At 63.9% G+C, this 15,349-nt stretch carries 18 protein-coding genes; 11 read left to right on the plus strand and 7 right to left on the minus strand.

Going from position 1 to position 15,349, the window contains the following annotated elements:
* The first annotated feature begins 65 nt into the window (after positions 1-65).
* The 3 genes from FJ527_RS13070 to FJ527_RS13080 all read left to right on the plus strand — a co-directional run bounded on the left by FJ527_RS13070 (position 66) and on the right by FJ527_RS13080 (position 2,350).
* Positions 66-1,124 (plus strand): DMT family transporter, encoded by a 1,059-nt coding sequence (locus FJ527_RS13070; RefSeq protein WP_140823275.1) that lies wholly within the window; start codon positions 66-68, stop codon positions 1,122-1,124.
* 3 nt (positions 1,125-1,127) lie between these two features.
* Positions 1,128-1,508: a DCC1-like thiol-disulfide oxidoreductase family protein gene (locus tag FJ527_RS13075; RefSeq protein WP_181166339.1), complete on the plus strand. Its 381-nt coding sequence runs from the start codon at positions 1,128-1,130 to the stop codon at positions 1,506-1,508.
* Positions 1,509-1,651: 143 nt separating this feature from the next.
* A complete protein-coding gene (locus FJ527_RS13080; protein WP_015316222.1) occupies positions 1,652-2,350 on the plus strand; it encodes a PadR family transcriptional regulator in 699 nt (232 codons plus the stop codon).
* Positions 2,351-2,464: 114 nt separating this feature from the next.
* Here the strand turns inward: FJ527_RS13080 and FJ527_RS29285 are convergent, their stop codons facing one another.
* The gene (locus FJ527_RS29285; RefSeq protein ID WP_181166347.1) at positions 2,465-2,632 is read right to left on the minus strand and encodes a hypothetical protein; all 168 of its coding nucleotides are present in this window, start codon (positions 2,630-2,632) and stop codon (positions 2,465-2,467) included.
* A gap of 83 nt (positions 2,633-2,715) precedes the next feature.
* Between FJ527_RS29285 and FJ527_RS13085 the strand changes: the two genes are divergently transcribed.
* On the plus strand, positions 2,716-3,357 hold the full coding sequence (locus tag FJ527_RS13085) for a TetR/AcrR family transcriptional regulator (protein ID WP_140713802.1): 642 nt from the start codon (positions 2,716-2,718) through the stop codon (positions 3,355-3,357).
* Between the two features lie 44 nt (positions 3,358-3,401).
* Complete coding sequence (locus FJ527_RS13090) at positions 3,402-3,698, plus strand: HlyU family transcriptional regulator (protein ID WP_015316224.1); 297 nt, start codon at positions 3,402-3,404, stop codon at positions 3,696-3,698.
* Positions 3,699-3,810: 112 nt separating this feature from the next.
* On the opposite strand, the gene FJ527_RS13095 is transcribed toward FJ527_RS13090, so the two are convergent.
* Positions 3,811-4,845: a class I SAM-dependent methyltransferase gene (locus FJ527_RS13095; RefSeq protein WP_015316225.1), complete on the minus strand. Its 1,035-nt coding sequence runs from the start codon at positions 4,843-4,845 to the stop codon at positions 3,811-3,813.
* Positions 4,846-5,130: 285 nt separating this feature from the next.
* On the opposite strand from FJ527_RS13095, the gene FJ527_RS13100 reads away from it, so the two are divergent.
* Positions 5,131-7,131 (plus strand): EAL domain-containing protein, encoded by a 2,001-nt coding sequence (locus FJ527_RS13100; RefSeq protein ID WP_051041256.1) that lies wholly within the window; start codon positions 5,131-5,133, stop codon positions 7,129-7,131.
* Between the two features lie 80 nt (positions 7,132-7,211).
* On the opposite strand, the gene FJ527_RS13105 is transcribed toward FJ527_RS13100, so the two are convergent.
* Positions 7,212-8,414 (minus strand): MFS transporter, encoded by a 1,203-nt coding sequence (locus tag FJ527_RS13105; RefSeq protein WP_140727052.1) that lies wholly within the window; start codon positions 8,412-8,414, stop codon positions 7,212-7,214.
* Positions 8,415-8,589: 175 nt separating this feature from the next.
* Positions 8,590-9,048, minus strand: coding sequence for an Lrp/AsnC family transcriptional regulator (locus FJ527_RS13110; RefSeq protein WP_015316228.1), 459 nt, complete (start codon positions 9,046-9,048; stop codon positions 8,590-8,592).
* A 171-nt stretch (positions 9,049-9,219) separates the two neighbouring features.
* Between FJ527_RS13110 and FJ527_RS13115 the strand changes: the two genes are divergently transcribed.
* Together FJ527_RS13115 and FJ527_RS13120 are read left to right on the plus strand one after the other, a co-directional pair.
* A complete protein-coding gene (locus FJ527_RS13115) occupies positions 9,220-9,954 on the plus strand; it encodes an AzlC family ABC transporter permease (protein ID WP_140713806.1) in 735 nt (244 codons plus the stop codon).
* A complete protein-coding gene (locus tag FJ527_RS13120; protein WP_140823276.1) occupies positions 9,951-10,250 on the plus strand; it encodes an AzlD family protein in 300 nt (99 codons plus the stop codon). The genes FJ527_RS13115 and FJ527_RS13120 overlap by 4 nt, the downstream gene beginning before the upstream one ends.
* A gap of 54 nt (positions 10,251-10,304) precedes the next feature.
* On the opposite strand, the gene FJ527_RS13125 is transcribed toward FJ527_RS13120, so the two are convergent.
* The gene (locus FJ527_RS13125) at positions 10,305-10,940 is read right to left on the minus strand and encodes an FMN-dependent NADH-azoreductase (protein ID WP_140823277.1); all 636 of its coding nucleotides are present in this window, start codon (positions 10,938-10,940) and stop codon (positions 10,305-10,307) included.
* A gap of 107 nt (positions 10,941-11,047) precedes the next feature.
* Here FJ527_RS13125 and FJ527_RS13130 point away from each other — a divergent pair, with 107 nt between their 5' ends.
* Complete coding sequence (locus FJ527_RS13130) at positions 11,048-12,010, plus strand: LysR family transcriptional regulator (RefSeq protein ID WP_140823278.1); 963 nt, start codon at positions 11,048-11,050, stop codon at positions 12,008-12,010.
* 249 nt (positions 12,011-12,259) lie between these two features.
* Here the strand turns inward: FJ527_RS13130 and FJ527_RS13135 are convergent, their stop codons facing one another.
* A complete protein-coding gene (locus FJ527_RS13135; protein WP_140823279.1) occupies positions 12,260-12,853 on the minus strand; it encodes a TetR/AcrR family transcriptional regulator in 594 nt (197 codons plus the stop codon).
* Between the two features lie 66 nt (positions 12,854-12,919).
* Here FJ527_RS13135 and FJ527_RS13140 point away from each other — a divergent pair, with 66 nt between their 5' ends.
* Positions 12,920-13,345 (plus strand): VOC family protein, encoded by a 426-nt coding sequence (locus tag FJ527_RS13140; protein WP_140823280.1) that lies wholly within the window; start codon positions 12,920-12,922, stop codon positions 13,343-13,345.
* Between the two features lie 9 nt (positions 13,346-13,354).
* Here FJ527_RS13140 and FJ527_RS13145 read toward each other — a convergent pair whose 3' ends face one another.
* Positions 13,355-14,305 (minus strand): trypsin-like peptidase domain-containing protein, encoded by a 951-nt coding sequence (locus tag FJ527_RS13145; RefSeq protein ID WP_140823281.1) that lies wholly within the window; start codon positions 14,303-14,305, stop codon positions 13,355-13,357.
* 166 nt (positions 14,306-14,471) lie between these two features.
* Here FJ527_RS13145 and FJ527_RS13150 point away from each other — a divergent pair, with 166 nt between their 5' ends.
* On the plus strand, positions 14,472-15,344 hold the full coding sequence (locus FJ527_RS13150; protein WP_140823282.1) for a S1C family serine protease: 873 nt from the start codon (positions 14,472-14,474) through the stop codon (positions 15,342-15,344).
* Positions 15,345-15,349 lie beyond the last annotated feature (5 nt).

The raw sequence follows: 15,349 nt of genomic DNA on the forward strand, positions 1-15,349 counted from the left end.
CGATCTCGCAAACCGTGCCTGGCGGTGTGGTCGATGACATGCGCGCCACCATGATAGGGTGAGCCATGACCCATTCCCATTCGCATCTTTGGCCCGGCGTACCGCTTGCCCTCGGCTCAGCCGTCTTGTTCGGCGCGACGCCGCCCCTGTCCAAGCTGCTGCTCGACAGCGTCCATCCGTTCATGCTTGCGGGCCTGCTATATCTCGGCGCGGGCCTTGGCCTTGCCCTCTATCGCCTGTTGCGCGGCAGGCAAGCCAATGCCGGCGAGGCGCGACTGGCCGCCGGGGATATTCCATGGCTTGCACTGGCCATCGGCATGGGCGGCATTGTTGGACCGGTCCTGCTGATGTTCGGCCTCATCCTCAACACGGCATCCAGTTCTGCATTGCTGCTCAACCTCGAAGGGCTGGCAACGATGGCGATCGCCTGGCTCGTCTATCGCGAAAATGTCGACCGGCACCTGCTTTTCGGTGCCTTCGCCATTCTCACTGGCGCTGTTTTGCTTTCGTGGCAAGGTAATGGCGTCACTTTCAACCTTGGCGCGTTGCTGGTCGCGGGGGCGTGCCTGGCATGGGGACTGGACAACAATTTCACGCGCCGGATATCGGCCACAGACCCGGTGGTGATCGCCATGCTGAAGGGGCTCGTGGCCGGTACCGTCAATGTCGGCCTGGCATTGATCGGCGGCGCCTCGCTTCCCGCCGCGCCGATTGTCGCCTCGGCGGCGGCTGTCGGTTTCTTCGGCATCGGCGTCAGCCTGGTGATGTTCATCCTTGCGTTGCGCCATCTCGGAACGGCGCGCACCGGAGCCTATTATTCGCTGGCGCCGTTCATCGGTGCCTTGCTGGCCATCGTCATGCTCGGCGATGCCGTGACGCTGAAGCTGGCGATTGCAGGGTTGCTGATGGGCGTCGGGCTCTGGTTGCATCTGTCGGAACGCCACGATCACGAGCATGAGCACGAGGCGCTGGAGCATGAGCACAGCCATGTGCATGACGAGCACCACCAGCATCATCACGACGGGCCGGTGACGGAGCCGCATTCGCACTTGCACCGGCATGCGCCGCTGCGCCACAAGCATCCGCATTATCCCGATCTGCACCACCGGCACGATCACGGCTGACACATGTCCAGGCCCGTGCTGACCGTCTGGTACAACACGCGCTGCCCCGTCTGCGATGCCGGCATCGGCCGGCAGAAGCGGCGGCTGGTCGAGGCGGTCAAGGCCGGTCGGATCGAATTCCGCGACATCAACCTGGAGCCGGATGCGCTGTCGTCGCATGGCGTCTCGCTGGAGGACATCCGCCGCCGGCTGCATGCGACCGACGCCCAGGGCAGGCTGCTGGTCGGTGCAGACGTGGCCATCGCGGTCTGGCTGACAACGCCTGGCGAGGGATGGCTGGCGCGCCTGTTCGGCAATCGGCTCATGCTGCCGCCGACCCGCATTGCCTACGATCGCTTCGCCGATCTGCTCTACGGCTGGAATCGGCGCAAGGGCCGCTGGTAGCCCACTCACACACCATCCATTCCTGCCGCGCCTGACGCGTGGACGTCACCGCTGGATAAGATGCATCGTAAGATATATCTTGACTCATCGGTGGGGTGTGCCTAATTAAGATATATCGTGAGATAGAACTCAAGGAGCAATCAATGCACAAGCACAATTTTGGGCACAATCATTCCGACCGTCATCATTTCGGCGAGCGCATGTTCATGCATATGGCCGGCAAGTTCGGTGGCAGGGGGGGCGGCGGCTTCGGCCCGTTCGGGGGCAGGGGCGGCGGCGGTCGCGGCGGCCCGGGGGACTTCTTTCGCGCCGGGCGCATGCTGGCCGACGGCGACCTCAAGCTGATCACGCTGTCGCTGCTGGCCGAGGCGCCGCGTCACGGCTACGACATCATCAAGGCGCTGGAAGAGCGCACCAGCGGCATCTACACCCCGAGCCCGGGCGTGGTCTACCCGACGCTGACCTTCCTGGAAGAGGCTGGCTATGCCGTGTCGTCGAGCGAAGGCAACAAGAAGGTGTTCTCGATCACCGAGGCCGGGCAGGCGCATCTGGCCGACAATCGCGAGATGATCGACGGCGTGCTCGATCATCTCGAGCGGTTCGGCCGCAAGATGGCCAAGGCGCGCGACTGGTTCGGCTGGAACGACGACGGCGAGGACCGTCGCGGCGGCCGGGGTGGACGTGGCGAGCGCTCCGAAACGCGCGACGAATTCCGCGCCATCCGCCACCGGCTGCGCGCGGCACTCGGCGAGATCGTCGATGCCCCGGCCGAAAAGCAGGCCGAGGCGATCGCCATTCTGGAAGCCGCCGCCGAAGCGCTGGAAGCGCTGACACATCGCTGAGCCCACGATGCGGCGCGTCTCCTGAAGCGCGAAAGCTCAACAAAAAGCCCGGGGAGATCCGGGCTTTTCTCGTCAGGGCAGGTCGGCATCATTCCTTGCCGACATATTCACTGATCAGCTTCTCGTGCGCGCCTTCTCGATCTTGGCCGTCTCGGCGGAGATGCGCTCGTCGGTGCGGTACTTGACCAGGTTCACGAGGCTGCCGGTGAGCAGCAGGATGCCCATGGCCAGTAGCCAATAGCAGGAATGAACCTCGTTCAAGACCTTTTGAACACTGTTCACGATACCCTGGATGTGGTAAACGAAGCAGCGTCGGGTCGAAAACAGCAGGTCATTTGCTAGGCGCGCTCATTCAGAAGGAAAGCATGGCACTCGACAAGGAAGAGACGGGCGAGCGGGTGCTGGCCATTGCCGAAGTGCTGCTCAACGAGGGCGGCAGGGACAATCTGAAGGCCAGGACCATTGCCGAACAGGCGGGCATCTCGGTCGGCTCGGTCTACAACCTGTTTTCCGATCTGGACGGGGTGCACCGCGCCGTCAACATGCGCCTGCTCGACCGGCTGGGGGGCGCGGGCGCCGCGGCGATGGCCGAGCTTGCCAGGCGTGGTATCACCGACGTGCGCCAACGGCTGATGGCACTGGCAGGCGCCTATGTTCGCTTCGTCGAGGCGCATCCCGGCAGCTGGCCGGCGCTGCTTGCCTTCAACAGGCGGCGCCCGGTGCTGACCGAGCCCGACGTCTACGAAGCGCGGCTCGACCGGCTGTTCGAGATCATCGCCAGCGTGCTTGCCGATGGCGGCTTCGATCTCGACGAGGACACGCGCCGGATCGCCGCGCGAACCCTCTGGTCAAGCGTACATGGCATCGTCACCAGCGGCTATGCGGCCAGGTCCGACCGCCGCCAGGCCGATGAGATCGGCCAGCAGATCGAGCTCCTGGTCTCCGTCTTCATCAGGGGACTGGAACGCGGCGGCACATTCGCGCATGCTGGAGGAACAACGTCGTGAATCGCACGCGAACCGCGATCGCCGGCGACAGGGAGATTTGAGCGATGTCTTTTTTGAAGCGTCTTTTCGGCGGCGGCGGTGGCGGCGAAGCGGCCGAGCCTGGAAATGCCGCGCCCGCCAAGCAGGTCGAGCACAAGGGCTTCACGATCAGCGCCACGCCCTACAAGGCTGATGGCCAGTACCAGACCTGCGGCGTCGTCTCCAAGGAGGTCGACGGCGTTGTGAAGGAGCACAAATTCATCCGCGCCGACCGTTTCGCCGGGCTGGACGACGCCGTCGACATCTCGATCAAGAAAGGCATCCAGCTCGTCGACGAACAGGGCGAGCGGATTTTCGGCTAGGGCATGCCGTTCCCGAAGCGAGCCTGGGGTGCGCGTAAGAGGACCGAACCCTCGAGCATCGCGGTCGAAGCGCTCGAGGTCTTACGTCAGCCGGTTTGCATCCAGACGGGTATTATCCACGCTTGTGGATGACGCCGTAAAGCACGTTGCGGTTCTCGCCGAAGTAGACCTGCGCGTCGACTGCGTTGCGGTCGACGCTGGCGTTGATGATGTTCCACATGTCGACCTCCGACCGCAGCAGCAGCACCCAGTCCATGAACGTTTCCCGGTAGCCGGCGTCAGGAGTGCCCTCGGCGTAGTTGGCGAACAGGAAGGTCCCGTTCGGCTTCAGCATCTGCAGGCAGGTCTTGGTGAGTTTCACGGCGACGTTGTGCTGGAGGTAGTCGTAAAGGCCGGAGGCATAGATGAGGTCGAACTTGCCGAGCTTGTGGCCTCTGGTGAGCACAGTGCGCACCGAGCCGTCGATGGCCTCGACCGCGGTGCCCTGGAAGTCGCGCGCGATCAGTCCGACGCTCTGGGGATCCTGGTCGAGCGCGACCCAGCGCTTGAGGCCGCCCTCGGCCAATGCGGCCGAACGGTTCGCCTCGCGCAGATGGCCGGCAGCGATCGCCAGGACTTCCGTTTCGGGTCCGTTCCTGGCCGCGGTTTCATCGACATAGCGGGTCAGCAGATCGCGGCGCTCGCGTGCGGCGACGCATGACGGAACGTTCTGGGTGTGGCTGTAAAGCGCCTTGCCGACCTCCGAGGCGCTTGCGACGCTCTCGGCAACATGCGGGTCGCAATAGATGTAGTCGAGCAACTGCGCGTCGCCGGAATAACCCCTGGGCTTGGTGAAGGACCAATGCGTCAGCGGATCCTCCAGAAAGTACTTCTGGATCGGGTGGTTCTGCGCCACCGGTATCAACGCCTGCCAAACGTCGGGATGGACCTTGGCGCGCAGCGCATTGAGAAGCGACAGCAGGCGGCGAACGATCTCGGCGGGAAATTTTTGCTGCTCGACCTGTTGCTGTGTGGCGTGGAGGATGAGCGCCAGCTCCGCGCGAGCGGTTTCGAACGCTTCGCCATGATGCTCGGGCTTTCCTCGACGGAGACCACCGGCGATCGCTTCAGCAGTAATCAGACTCTGGCCGTCAAAGACAGTTTGCACACCAAGGCTCCATAGTTAACAGTCAGTTAACTTATTGCGTAGAATACTCGATTTGCCAACGGCGGCTCCGTTGCATTCTATCGATATGATTAATTTCCCGCTAACCATATCAATTCTTTGGGGTTTTTGAGGGCGGGATTCCGGGTTCGAGTTAACGGAAACTTGTCCTGCGTCATTGCATTTGATCGCGCGGCAAGTCGTGTCGCGCCAAGGAGTCGGTCTGCGTTGGGGGCAGAAGCTGGAAAAGAGTTCGGAACGCGAAATGTCCTTCAGTCGGGATTTGTCGTGAACGAACGCGCGTCATCCGCAGTGGCCGATGCGGTGGATGCGGAACCGCCGCGCCAGGAGCTGGGGGCGGCCGAACTTCGAACCCTTTACCGCACGGAAGCCCAGGCGAAGCGAAGGAAGGAAGCCAGGCCAGGCCTCTGGATCGCCGTCGTCATCTACGTCTTGTTTTCGGTATCGGATCTGCTGCTGATACCCGACGTGGCCGCCCTTACAATCACGGCCCGCTTCGCTGTCGGACTGACTGCACTGTTGGTCCTGGAAGCACAGCTTCGCAGGGGAGCCGCCACCGACTGGCTTGACGTAACCTGCGCCGCGGCCATCATCTTTGGCTATATCGGCTGGCTTTGCCCCGCGTCCATGGGCGCGAACAAGGAAAGCGTCGCCTATTATATGGTCTTTGGCACTATTTTCATGATGAGTGCCAATCTCTTCTTCACATTCCGCTTCAAGGTCTCGATCATAACGTCGACGATAATTTTGTGCATCTTGTATGTGGTGAACTACTTTTTACCCGCTACGCTGATATACAAGATGGTCTTCGGCACTTTCTACGTTTCGTGCTTCACATTCACGTCCTATGTTAACTGGAAGCTGAACGAAGAACGCTACAACGTCTTCCTGAACGCGCTGGAAGCCAAGATCCAGCACAAGGAGGCGACCGAGCGCGGCAAGGCCCTGCTCAGGCTGTCGCGGACGGATCCGCTGACCGGGCTGGAGAACCGGCGCGCCATCGACGAAAAACTGCGCGACTATTGGAACGACTGGCAAAAGCTTGGCCACGGTTTCGCGGCGATCCTCATCGATGTCGACTTCTTCAAGAAGTTCAACGATTGCTATGGCCATCAGGAAGGCGACCGTTGCCTGATCCAGGTCGCCGATGCGCTCAGCGACCTGATCAAGCAACATGATGGCTCCATCGGCCGCTATGGCGGCGAGGAATTCATCGTCCTGGCCCGCATGGACAAGAAGGGCGAGGTCGCGGATCTGGCGGAAGCCATTTGCCGCACGATCGAGAACCTGGCGATCGCGCATGAGTTGCGCCGGGATGGCATCTCGATCGTGACGGCGAGCGTGGGCGCGGCGTTCACCAGGAAGCAGACCGCCGCCAAGCTGGAGAAGATCATCCACGAGGCCGATCGAGCGCTCTATCTTGCAAAGGCCAGCGGCCGAAACTGTGCCCGGCTGTTCGATCCGACCGATCCCCAGAGCAGCGACGAGAGCGAGAACCTGGCGGCATTGCTGAAGATCGCCATTGGCCAGGACCTCGTTTCGCTCGTCTACCAACCCATCCAGGACGTCGCGTCGGGCGGGTTCGAGGCCGTGGAGGCGCTGATGCGCCTCAAGATGCTTGACGGCACCCTGGTTCCGCCGAGCCTGTTCATTCCCGTCGCGGAACGAACCGGCGCCATCCTTGAGCTCGGGCGCTGGGCAATAAGGACGGTGTGCGCCGAACTCCTGGCGCAGGATCACGTGCGCGTCGTCAGCGTCAACGTCTCGCCGATCCAGCTCAAGACGCCTGGCTTCGCGACGTCGGTCGCGACCATTCTGGGGGAGACCGGCGTAACCGGAAACAGGCTGGCCTTCGAGATCACCGAGGGGCTGGAGATGGAGATGCATTCCGACATCCTGCGCTGCATCAGTGACCTGAAGCTGCTCGGGATCAGGATCTGGCTCGATGATTTCGGGACGGGCTTCGCCGGCCTTTCATGGCTTCGTCTCATCGACTTCGATACGGTCAAGATCGACCGCTCGTTTCTTCACGACTGCGGCACCCCCAAGGGCATGGCGATGCTGCAGGACATCATCGCGCTGGTCAGAAATCGCGGCCACAAGATTCTGGTCGAAGGGGTGGAGACCGAAGAGCAGATGGTCCTCATGCGCCAGTTCGGCATAGACAAGGTCCAGGGCTTTCACGTCGGCCGTCCCGCTCCGGCCGCGAATTTCCAGACCAAGCGGGCCATTCAAAAGCGGCCGTTCACGGTTCTCAAGTCGGCGTGACCGCGAGGTAGCATGGCTTGACCGGCCATTGGCCCGTCAAGCCCGTCTGCCCTCTGGCGACGATTGCAGTGCGGCGATGCCTATGCCGTCTGCAACGCCCTGCGTGGCAGCGGCGGGAAGGCGATCGCTATGCCCGCGGCACCCAGGCCGATAAGCGCCGAGCCGATGAACAGCCAATGGTAGCTGGCATAGGCGTCGAAGATCATGCCGCCGGCAAGCGGCCCTAGCGCCATGCCGAGGCTGGAGAGCATGGTGGCGGCGCCGAATACGGTGCCGAGGATGCGCTGGCCGAAATATTCGCGCGCCAGCACCGCGTAGAGCGGCATGACGCCGCCATAGGTGGCGCCAAAGATGACGGCCAGCATATAGAACTGGTCGAGCTGGCTGATCGAGAGATAGGCGGCAATGACGATCGCCTGGATCGCCAGCCCGGCGATCAGCACCGGCTTCACCCCGAGCCGGTCGGCCAGCACGCCGTAGAGCAGCCTGCCGCCGAGGCCTGCCAGACCCTCGACACTGTAGATCGAGACAGCGGCCATCGGGGCGACGCCGCACAGCATGGCGTAGCTGACCATGTGGAAGATCGGGCCGGAATGAGCCGCGCAGCAGGCGAAGAAGGTCAGCCCCAGCACGATGAATTGCGGCGAGCGCAGCGCCTGGCCGACCGTGAGGCCAGCGCCTTCGGCGGCTTGTGATGCGGCGGCACCCGAGGCGACAGGCTTCGGCGGCTGGCGCACCAGAAGCACGGCGGGCAGCAGAAGCACCCAGGCCAGGATGCCGATGTCGAACATGGCGCTACGCCATTCGTAGGCGGAGATCAGCCAGCGGGCGAGCGGCGAGATCGTCATCGGCGCCACGCCCATGCCGGCCGAGACCAGCGATACGGCCAGTCCGCGATTGGTGTCGAACCAGCCTGACGTCAGCGCGATCATCGGCGCGAAGAAGGCGCTGGCCGCGAGCCCGACGAGCACGCCATAGGTGATCTGGAAGGTGAGAAGCGAACCGGCGCGGCTTGCCAGCACCAACGCCAGCCCGAGCAGCACGGCGCCGATCGTGACGACGATACGGGCGCCGAACCGGTCGGACAGGGCACCCCAGGCGAAACCGCCAAGGCCCATCACCAGGAAATTGAGTGTCATGGCGCTCGAAATGCCCGCGCGCGACCAATTGGTATCGAGCGCCATAGGTTCGAGAAAGATCGCCAGCGAAAACATCGTGCCGATGGCGACACAGGACATCAGCGCGCCAGCCGCGACGATGACCCAACGGTAGGAATGGTTCATGGTTTTCTCCCATGCCGGAACGCGGTCTTGTGGTGGCACGGTCCAGCTTCGCCGTGCCCTTGCGTCCGAAGGACGCCGGCACCAGCGCCCATCCTACAATCCGGTTGCATTTTTTATCCAGTCTGGACGTTAGGGCTTTGACGGATACAGACCCTTGGATTTGCGCTGGCTTGTCCTAGATCGGCAGTTCCGATGTGTATTTGATCGTCTGGCTCGGTACGTCGGTCTTGACGTTCTGCACGCCCTTGATGCGGCTGAGATGCTCCGACTGGAAGCGCCGGTAGTCATCGATGCCGGCGGCCACGACGCGCACCATGGCGTCGCAGTCGCCGAGCATGAGATAGCACTCCATCACTTGCGGCAGCTTGGCGACCTCGGTGGCGAAATGTTCGATCGTGTCCTCGTCCTGTGCCTTCAGCCAGATGCGGGTGAAGAAGGTGAGGCCCTTGCCGATGCTGGCCGGATTGATCACGGCGACATAGCGGTCGATGATACCGGCTTCCTCCAGGAGCTTGACGCGCCGCAGGCAAGGCGAGGGCGACAGGCCGACCTCATTGGCCAGATCATTGTTGGCCATGCGGCCGTCTCGCTGCAACGCCCGCAGGATGCGTTTGTCGATGTCGTCGAGCTTCATGGCGTTGAATTCCATTTTCCTGCGGCTTCGCAACAGTGAATGCCAAAATCTGACGAAAGACAACAATCTTCGCAACCAAATTGCGGAGAGCTGTAGGTATGTTTTGCCCCTGACATCACGGGATTTTCAAACGCAGGGCAGGGCGGCTGTGGGGCCGCCCAATGGCAGGGTATGAGCATTTCACAGGCAGTCGAGACGGTCGGCAATGGTTCGGGATCGGAGTTTCGCCGTGGCGTGGCATCCTGCGCGCCGGTGCTGCTCGGCACCATCCCCTATGCGCTGGTGCTTGGCGCCCAGGCCGTGCAGAAAGGGCTGAGCACGGTCGAGTTGTCCATGATGACGGGGCTGAACTTCGCCGGCGGCTCGGAATTCGCGGCGGTCCAGCTGTGGACGTCGCCGCCGCACATCCTGCTCATCGTCGCCATCACCTTCCTGGTCAACAGCCGCCATCTGTTGATGGGAGCGGCGCTCGCGCCGTTCCTGCGCGACCTGCCGCGGCGCAAGGTGTTTCCGGCGCTGTTCTTCCTATGCGACGAAAGCTGGGCGCTGGGCCTGGCCGACGCCAAACAGCGCGCCGCCGCCGGTGTCGCACCGGCCTTCAGCCCGCGCTATTACATGGGTGCCGCGCTGGCGATGTATCTGACCTGGGTAGCCTTCACCACGCTGGGCGCCTTGCTCGGCCCGATGCTGGGCCATGTCGAGACCTACGGTTTCGACATGGCGTTTCCGGCCGTCTTCCTGGTGCTGATGCGCGGCATGTGGAAGGGCGTCGCGGCGGCACGGCCCTGGCTTGTCAGCCTGGCCGTCGCGGCGCTGGTCTATCTCTTCGTTCCCGGCGCCTGGTATGTCGCGGCGGGCGCGGTGTCGGGGCTGGCCGCGGCCTGGCTGATGGCGGGTGATGCATGATCGACGCAGCGACCCCTCTCACCATCGTGCTGATGGCCGGCGTCACCTATCTGACGCGGATCGGCGGCTATGTCGTGCTGCGCAACCGCGTGCTCAGTCCCCGCGCCACGGCGGTGATGGAGGCAGCACCCGGCTGCGTGCTGATCTCTGTCATCGCGCCGGCCTTCGTGTCGCGCAATCCCGCCGATCTCGCGGCATTGGCCATCACCTTGGTCGCCGCGACACGCCTTTCCATGCTGCCAACCGTGCTGATCGGGGTCGCTTCGGCCAGCCTGTTGAGGCATCTGATCGGCTAGAACGAAAAAAGCAGGCGCAAACGCCTGCCTTTGACAAACCATGGACCGAGAGTCTTACGCTGCAGCCGCGATATCACGGCTGGCGGCAACCAATGCATCGACCGTGGCCGTAGCCTTGGCAAGCGCGGCATCCACCGCGTCAGGTCCCTTGGAGACGCCCTCGATGCGGATGACGTCGACATCGGTCATGCCGATGAAACCGAGCACGCTGCGCAGATAGGGGACGGCGTGATCGAACTGCACGGCCGCACCTTCGGAATAGATGCCGCCGGAGGCCAGCACGATGTAGACCTTCTTGCCGGTGACGAGACCCTTGGGGCCGTTCTCGCCATAGGCAAAGCTCTTGCCGGAGCGGGCGACGTGATCGACCCAGGACTTCAACGTCGAGGAGATGTTGAAGTTGATGAAGCCGGTGGCCAGGATCACCGTGTCGGCGGCGAACAACTCGTCAAGCACGACATCGGAAACGCCGACCACTTCGGCCTGGCGCGGGGTGCGGGCATCGGCCGGCGTGTAGATGCCGGTCGCATAGTCGGCATCGATATGCGGCAGCGGGTTGGCGACGAGGTCGCGCACGACCAGCGTGTTCGACAGGTCAGCGGCGAGAAGCTTCTGGGCGAACTCGGTGGCGATGCGGGTCGAGTGCGAGGCAGCGCCGCGCGGGCTCGAGGTGACGAGAAGAATGGACATAGCGGGTCTCTCCAGTGGGATGAATTGTCCCGCCATATATGGGGCATCGACCAATCAGATAAACTGGTATATTTTCGATACGATCCATCCATAAAGTAGATACAACGATGCAGCCCAACCCGACCCTCGACCAGCTCCAAATCCTTGTCGCCGTTGCCGATACCGGCAGTTTCTCGGCAGCCGGCCGCAAGCTCAACCGCGCGCAATCCGTCATCAGCTACGGTATCGCCAATCTCGAGGCGCAGCTCGGGCTGAAGCTTTTCGAGCGCGAGGGCACGCGCGAGCCGCAACTGACCGAGATCGGCCGGGCGATGCTGGAAGACGCGCGGCGCATGATTGGCGTGCTGCAGCGCATGCGCTCGCGCGTCGACGGGCACCATCACGGGCTGGAGGCCGAGGTGGCGCTGGCGGTGGACGTATCATTGCCTTCCCCCGTGCTGGTGCGGGTGCTCAAGGCATTCGAGGCGCGGTTTCCGACCGTGATGCTGCGCCTGTATATCGGCACGCTCGGTCTCATCCCCGATCTTGTCGTCAGCGGACAGGCCGATCTCGGCATTGGCGGCCTGCTGGGCGATGTCGACGTGCATCTCGTGCGCATCGGCTTCATGTCGCTGGTGCCGGCGGCAGCGCCCAATCATCCGCTGGCCCTGCTGCCGAAGCCGGTGGCGCTCGAGGATGTGCGCGAGCATACGCAGCTTGTCGTGATCGACCAGTCCGAGCGCACCAAGGGACGCGATTACGGCGTCTTCGCCCACCGCACGTGGCGACTGACCGACATGCGCACCAAGCACATACTGATGCGCGAGGGGCTCGGCTGGGGCGGGCTGCCGCGCTGGCTGATCGCCGACGACCTGGCCAGCGGCCGCCTGGTGGAACTCGACCTCGAACCCTACAAGGAAGTGAGTTCGCCCCTGTTTGCCATGCACCGCAACGATCGCAGTCCAAAGCCGGCGGCGGCCTGGTTGATCGACCGGTTCAAGCGCGGGCTCGGCTGCTTCAACGAGTTCGAGCCGGGCGAGGTGCCCGAAGAGGAGCCGGACACCGACGGTGATGCGAACGCCGGCGGCTGAATCCTGGAACTCAGCCGAAAATCATTCGATCTGCGTCACCCCGGAAACCACGAGCTGCGCCGTATGGGCGGTCAATTTTCCGCATTTGCGCAGTGTCGGTTTTTCATAGGTCCTTTTCATGTGTCCATCCCAAATGTGAGCCCGCAAGGTGGGTGAGCCAGCCACAACGGGATTGGACGGTTTCGGGTTGCGTCCTGCGGCGGTTTTTATGGTCACCGCTCGCGGATGTGACAGGGCCTGGCTCGCCAACTATGTAGGGGACAGTCCGTCTATCAGCGCCGTCAGCACGGCACGGTAGTCTTCGCCCGACGCACCGGCCTCGATGGCGAGCGCCGCGCGGTCGAAGGCGGCGGCAAGCAGCGCGGTCAGCGCTTCGGGCGGCAATCTTTTCATCGACTGCGTCCGCATCGCCGCGACAAGACCCTCGCGCAGCGAGCGGTTGCCGTGGCGGTTGTCGATCGTGTCCATGGCGGTGCGGCCGAGCACGGCGGGGCCGTCGAGCAGCAAGAGCCTCGTGCGGCCGGGCGCGCGCATGGCCGTGAGATAGGCATCGGAACCGGCAATCAGCGCGTCGCGGGCGCTGAGCGAAGGCGGGGAGGCGCGGTCAATCTCTCGCGCCACCGCCGCGGCTTCCTGTTCGACCACGGCGGCGAAAAGCGCCTGCTTGTCGGCGAAATGGTGGTAGAGCGCGCCGCGCGTCACGCCAGCGCCGGCAACGATCTCCGGTGTGCCGGTCTCGGCATAGGATTTTTCCGTGAACAGTTTGCGCGCCGCCGCGATCAGGTCGGCGCGCGTTGTCTCTGTGCGATCGCGGTTGGAACGACGCGCGGATTCCTGTTGCATACATGCAGCCTGTATGTTAATTCAATTTACATGCAGACTGTATGTTAGTTGACGGGAGAAGGAAAGATGAAGACGACGAGCTACTATCCGGTGCTGATGACCGGCGATGTCGCCGGCACGGCGGCCTTCTATGTCAGGCATTTCGGTTTCCGGCCGTTGTTTGAGAGCGACTGGTACGTGCATCTGCGGTCGGTGGACAACAAGCGCGTCAATCTCGGCATCGTTCAGGGCGACCACGAGACGATCCCCGAGGAGGGGCGGGGGCGGACTTCCGGGCTGCTGATCAATTTCGAGGTCCGCGATCCCGATGCGATCCATGACCGGATCCTTGCTGCCGGCCTGCCTATCCTGCGAACGCTGCGTGACGAGCCTTTCGGCCAGCGCCACTTCATCACCAAGGATCCCAACGGCGTGCTGATCGACGTCATCAAGCCGATCCCGCCCAGCAAAGAGTTCCTGGCGCAGTATGCGCAAGGCGCCGCGGGGGCTTGAACGGCAGCCTCAGCCCGCCCGTGCCACCGGGGTCACCGTCACCTGGCTGACGCCGGTGCGGCGCACCACGGTGCACAGCGTCTCGCGGTCGATGCGCTCGGCGTCGAGCATGCGCACGAGGTCGTCGACACCGGTCACCGGGCGGGCGTCGATGGCGGCGATGATGTCGCCTTCCCTGAGACCCGCCCTGGCCGCCGGGCCGTCCTTCTCGACGCTGCGCAGCCGTACCGCCGTGCTGGTCGAGACCTGCGACAAGAGAGCCGCGCGCCGCGGCAGGTTTACCGTGTCGGCGGAGACGCCAATGAAGGCGCGGCGCACGCGGCCGAAGCGGATGATCTCGGAAATGACAAAGTTTGCGGTGTTGGAGGCGACGGCGAAGGCGATGCCTTGCGCGCCATGGATCATGGCGGTGTTGACGCCGATAACCTCGCCGGCCGACGAGACCAGCGGACCACCGGAATTGCCGGGGTTGAGCGCGGCGTCGGTCTGGATGACGTCGTCGATCAGCCTGCCGGTCGAAGCCCGCATCGAGCGGCCGAGCGCCGAGACGACGCCCGAGGTGACGGTCCATTCGAAGCCCAGCGGATTGCCGATGGCAATCGCGATCTGGCCGCGCCGCAGCCGCTTGGAATCGCCCAGCGGCGCCACGTCGGCGAAGCTGCCGTCAGCGCGCACCAGGGCGATGTCGGTGTCGGGGTCGCGGCCGAGCACGCGGCCTTCGCTGGAGGCGCCGTCCGGCATCGAGACGCGTACCGTCCTGGCGTCACCCACGACATGGAAATTGGTGACGACCAACCCGTCGGGCGCGATGACGAAGCCCGAGCCATGGCCGCCCGGCCCCCCGATGCGCTCGATGCGGCAGACAGCCGGGCCGATGCGGTCGACAGCGTCGGCAACCGTCGTCGAATAGGCGTCGAGCAATGTCTCGTCCGGTTGGAATTTTGGCGCGGCGAGGGCCATGGGGGCTCCGTGTTTTCAGGCTTGATCGTGACTATATGTGCGGAGCGGCCGGAACCGCCGCGACCTGACCAGATGGCCAGTCGAACCCGCAACTAGCCGTCAGGCGAGTACCTCCTGGCGTACTGCCGAGCGATATCTGGGGCATGAGAAAACCCAGGAGATCATCATGAGCGACTTCAATCTGAATGCATTTTCCGATGCCATCGCCGATATCGCCGCCAAGGCGACGCCGACAACGGCAAGCTTCGCCACGCATCATCACCGCACGGCGAGCGCCTTCCACTGGGGCGACGGCTATTTCGTCACCGCCGAGGAAGCCGTCGAGGCCGGCGAGGAGATCGAACTGACGCTCGCCTCCGGCGAGACGGCGAAGGCCGAACTGGTCGGCCGCGATCCTTCGACGGGCGTCGCCCTGCTGAAGCCCGCGGATGCGGCCACCGCGCCTGTCCTCGATAGAGCCAGCCCCGTTCGGCCAGGCAATATCGCCATAGCCATCGGCAGCAGCCAGGGCGCGGTGCTGGCCGTGTCGGGCTCGGTCGGCGAAGTCGGCCCGGCCTGGCGCTCGATGCGCGGCGGCACCATCGACCGGCGCATCAACCTGGCTGTCGGTGCCGGCGGCCGCTTCGAGGGTGGCCCGGTGCTGGACGCCAAGGGCGCGCTGATCGGCATGCTTCTGTTCGGCCCGCGTGGCCGCGCGCTGGTCATGCCCTATGAGACGATCGAACGCGCGGTGGCGACGCTTCGCGAAAAGGGGCATGTCGCACGTGGTTACCTCGGCGCCGGCCTGCATCCGGTGCGCGACCGCGATGCGCGTGGCGCAATGGTGATGAGCCTCGACGACAATGGCCCGGCCAAGGCAGCTGGCCTCTCGCTCGGCGATATCATCGTGGCGTGGAACGGCGAGGCCGTGCATGGTCCGCGAGACCTGATCCGTCGGCTCGGGCCCGACAGCGCCGGTGCTTCGGTGAAGCTGGGTGTCGTGCGCGGCGGCGAACAGCGCGACGTCGTGCTGACGATCGGCGAAAAGCCGCTGAGCTGAGAGGA

The sequence above is a fragment of the Mesorhizobium sp. B2-4-18 genome (assembly GCF_006441385.1).
Lineage (GTDB): Bacteria > Pseudomonadota > Alphaproteobacteria > Rhizobiales > Rhizobiaceae > Mesorhizobium > Mesorhizobium australicum.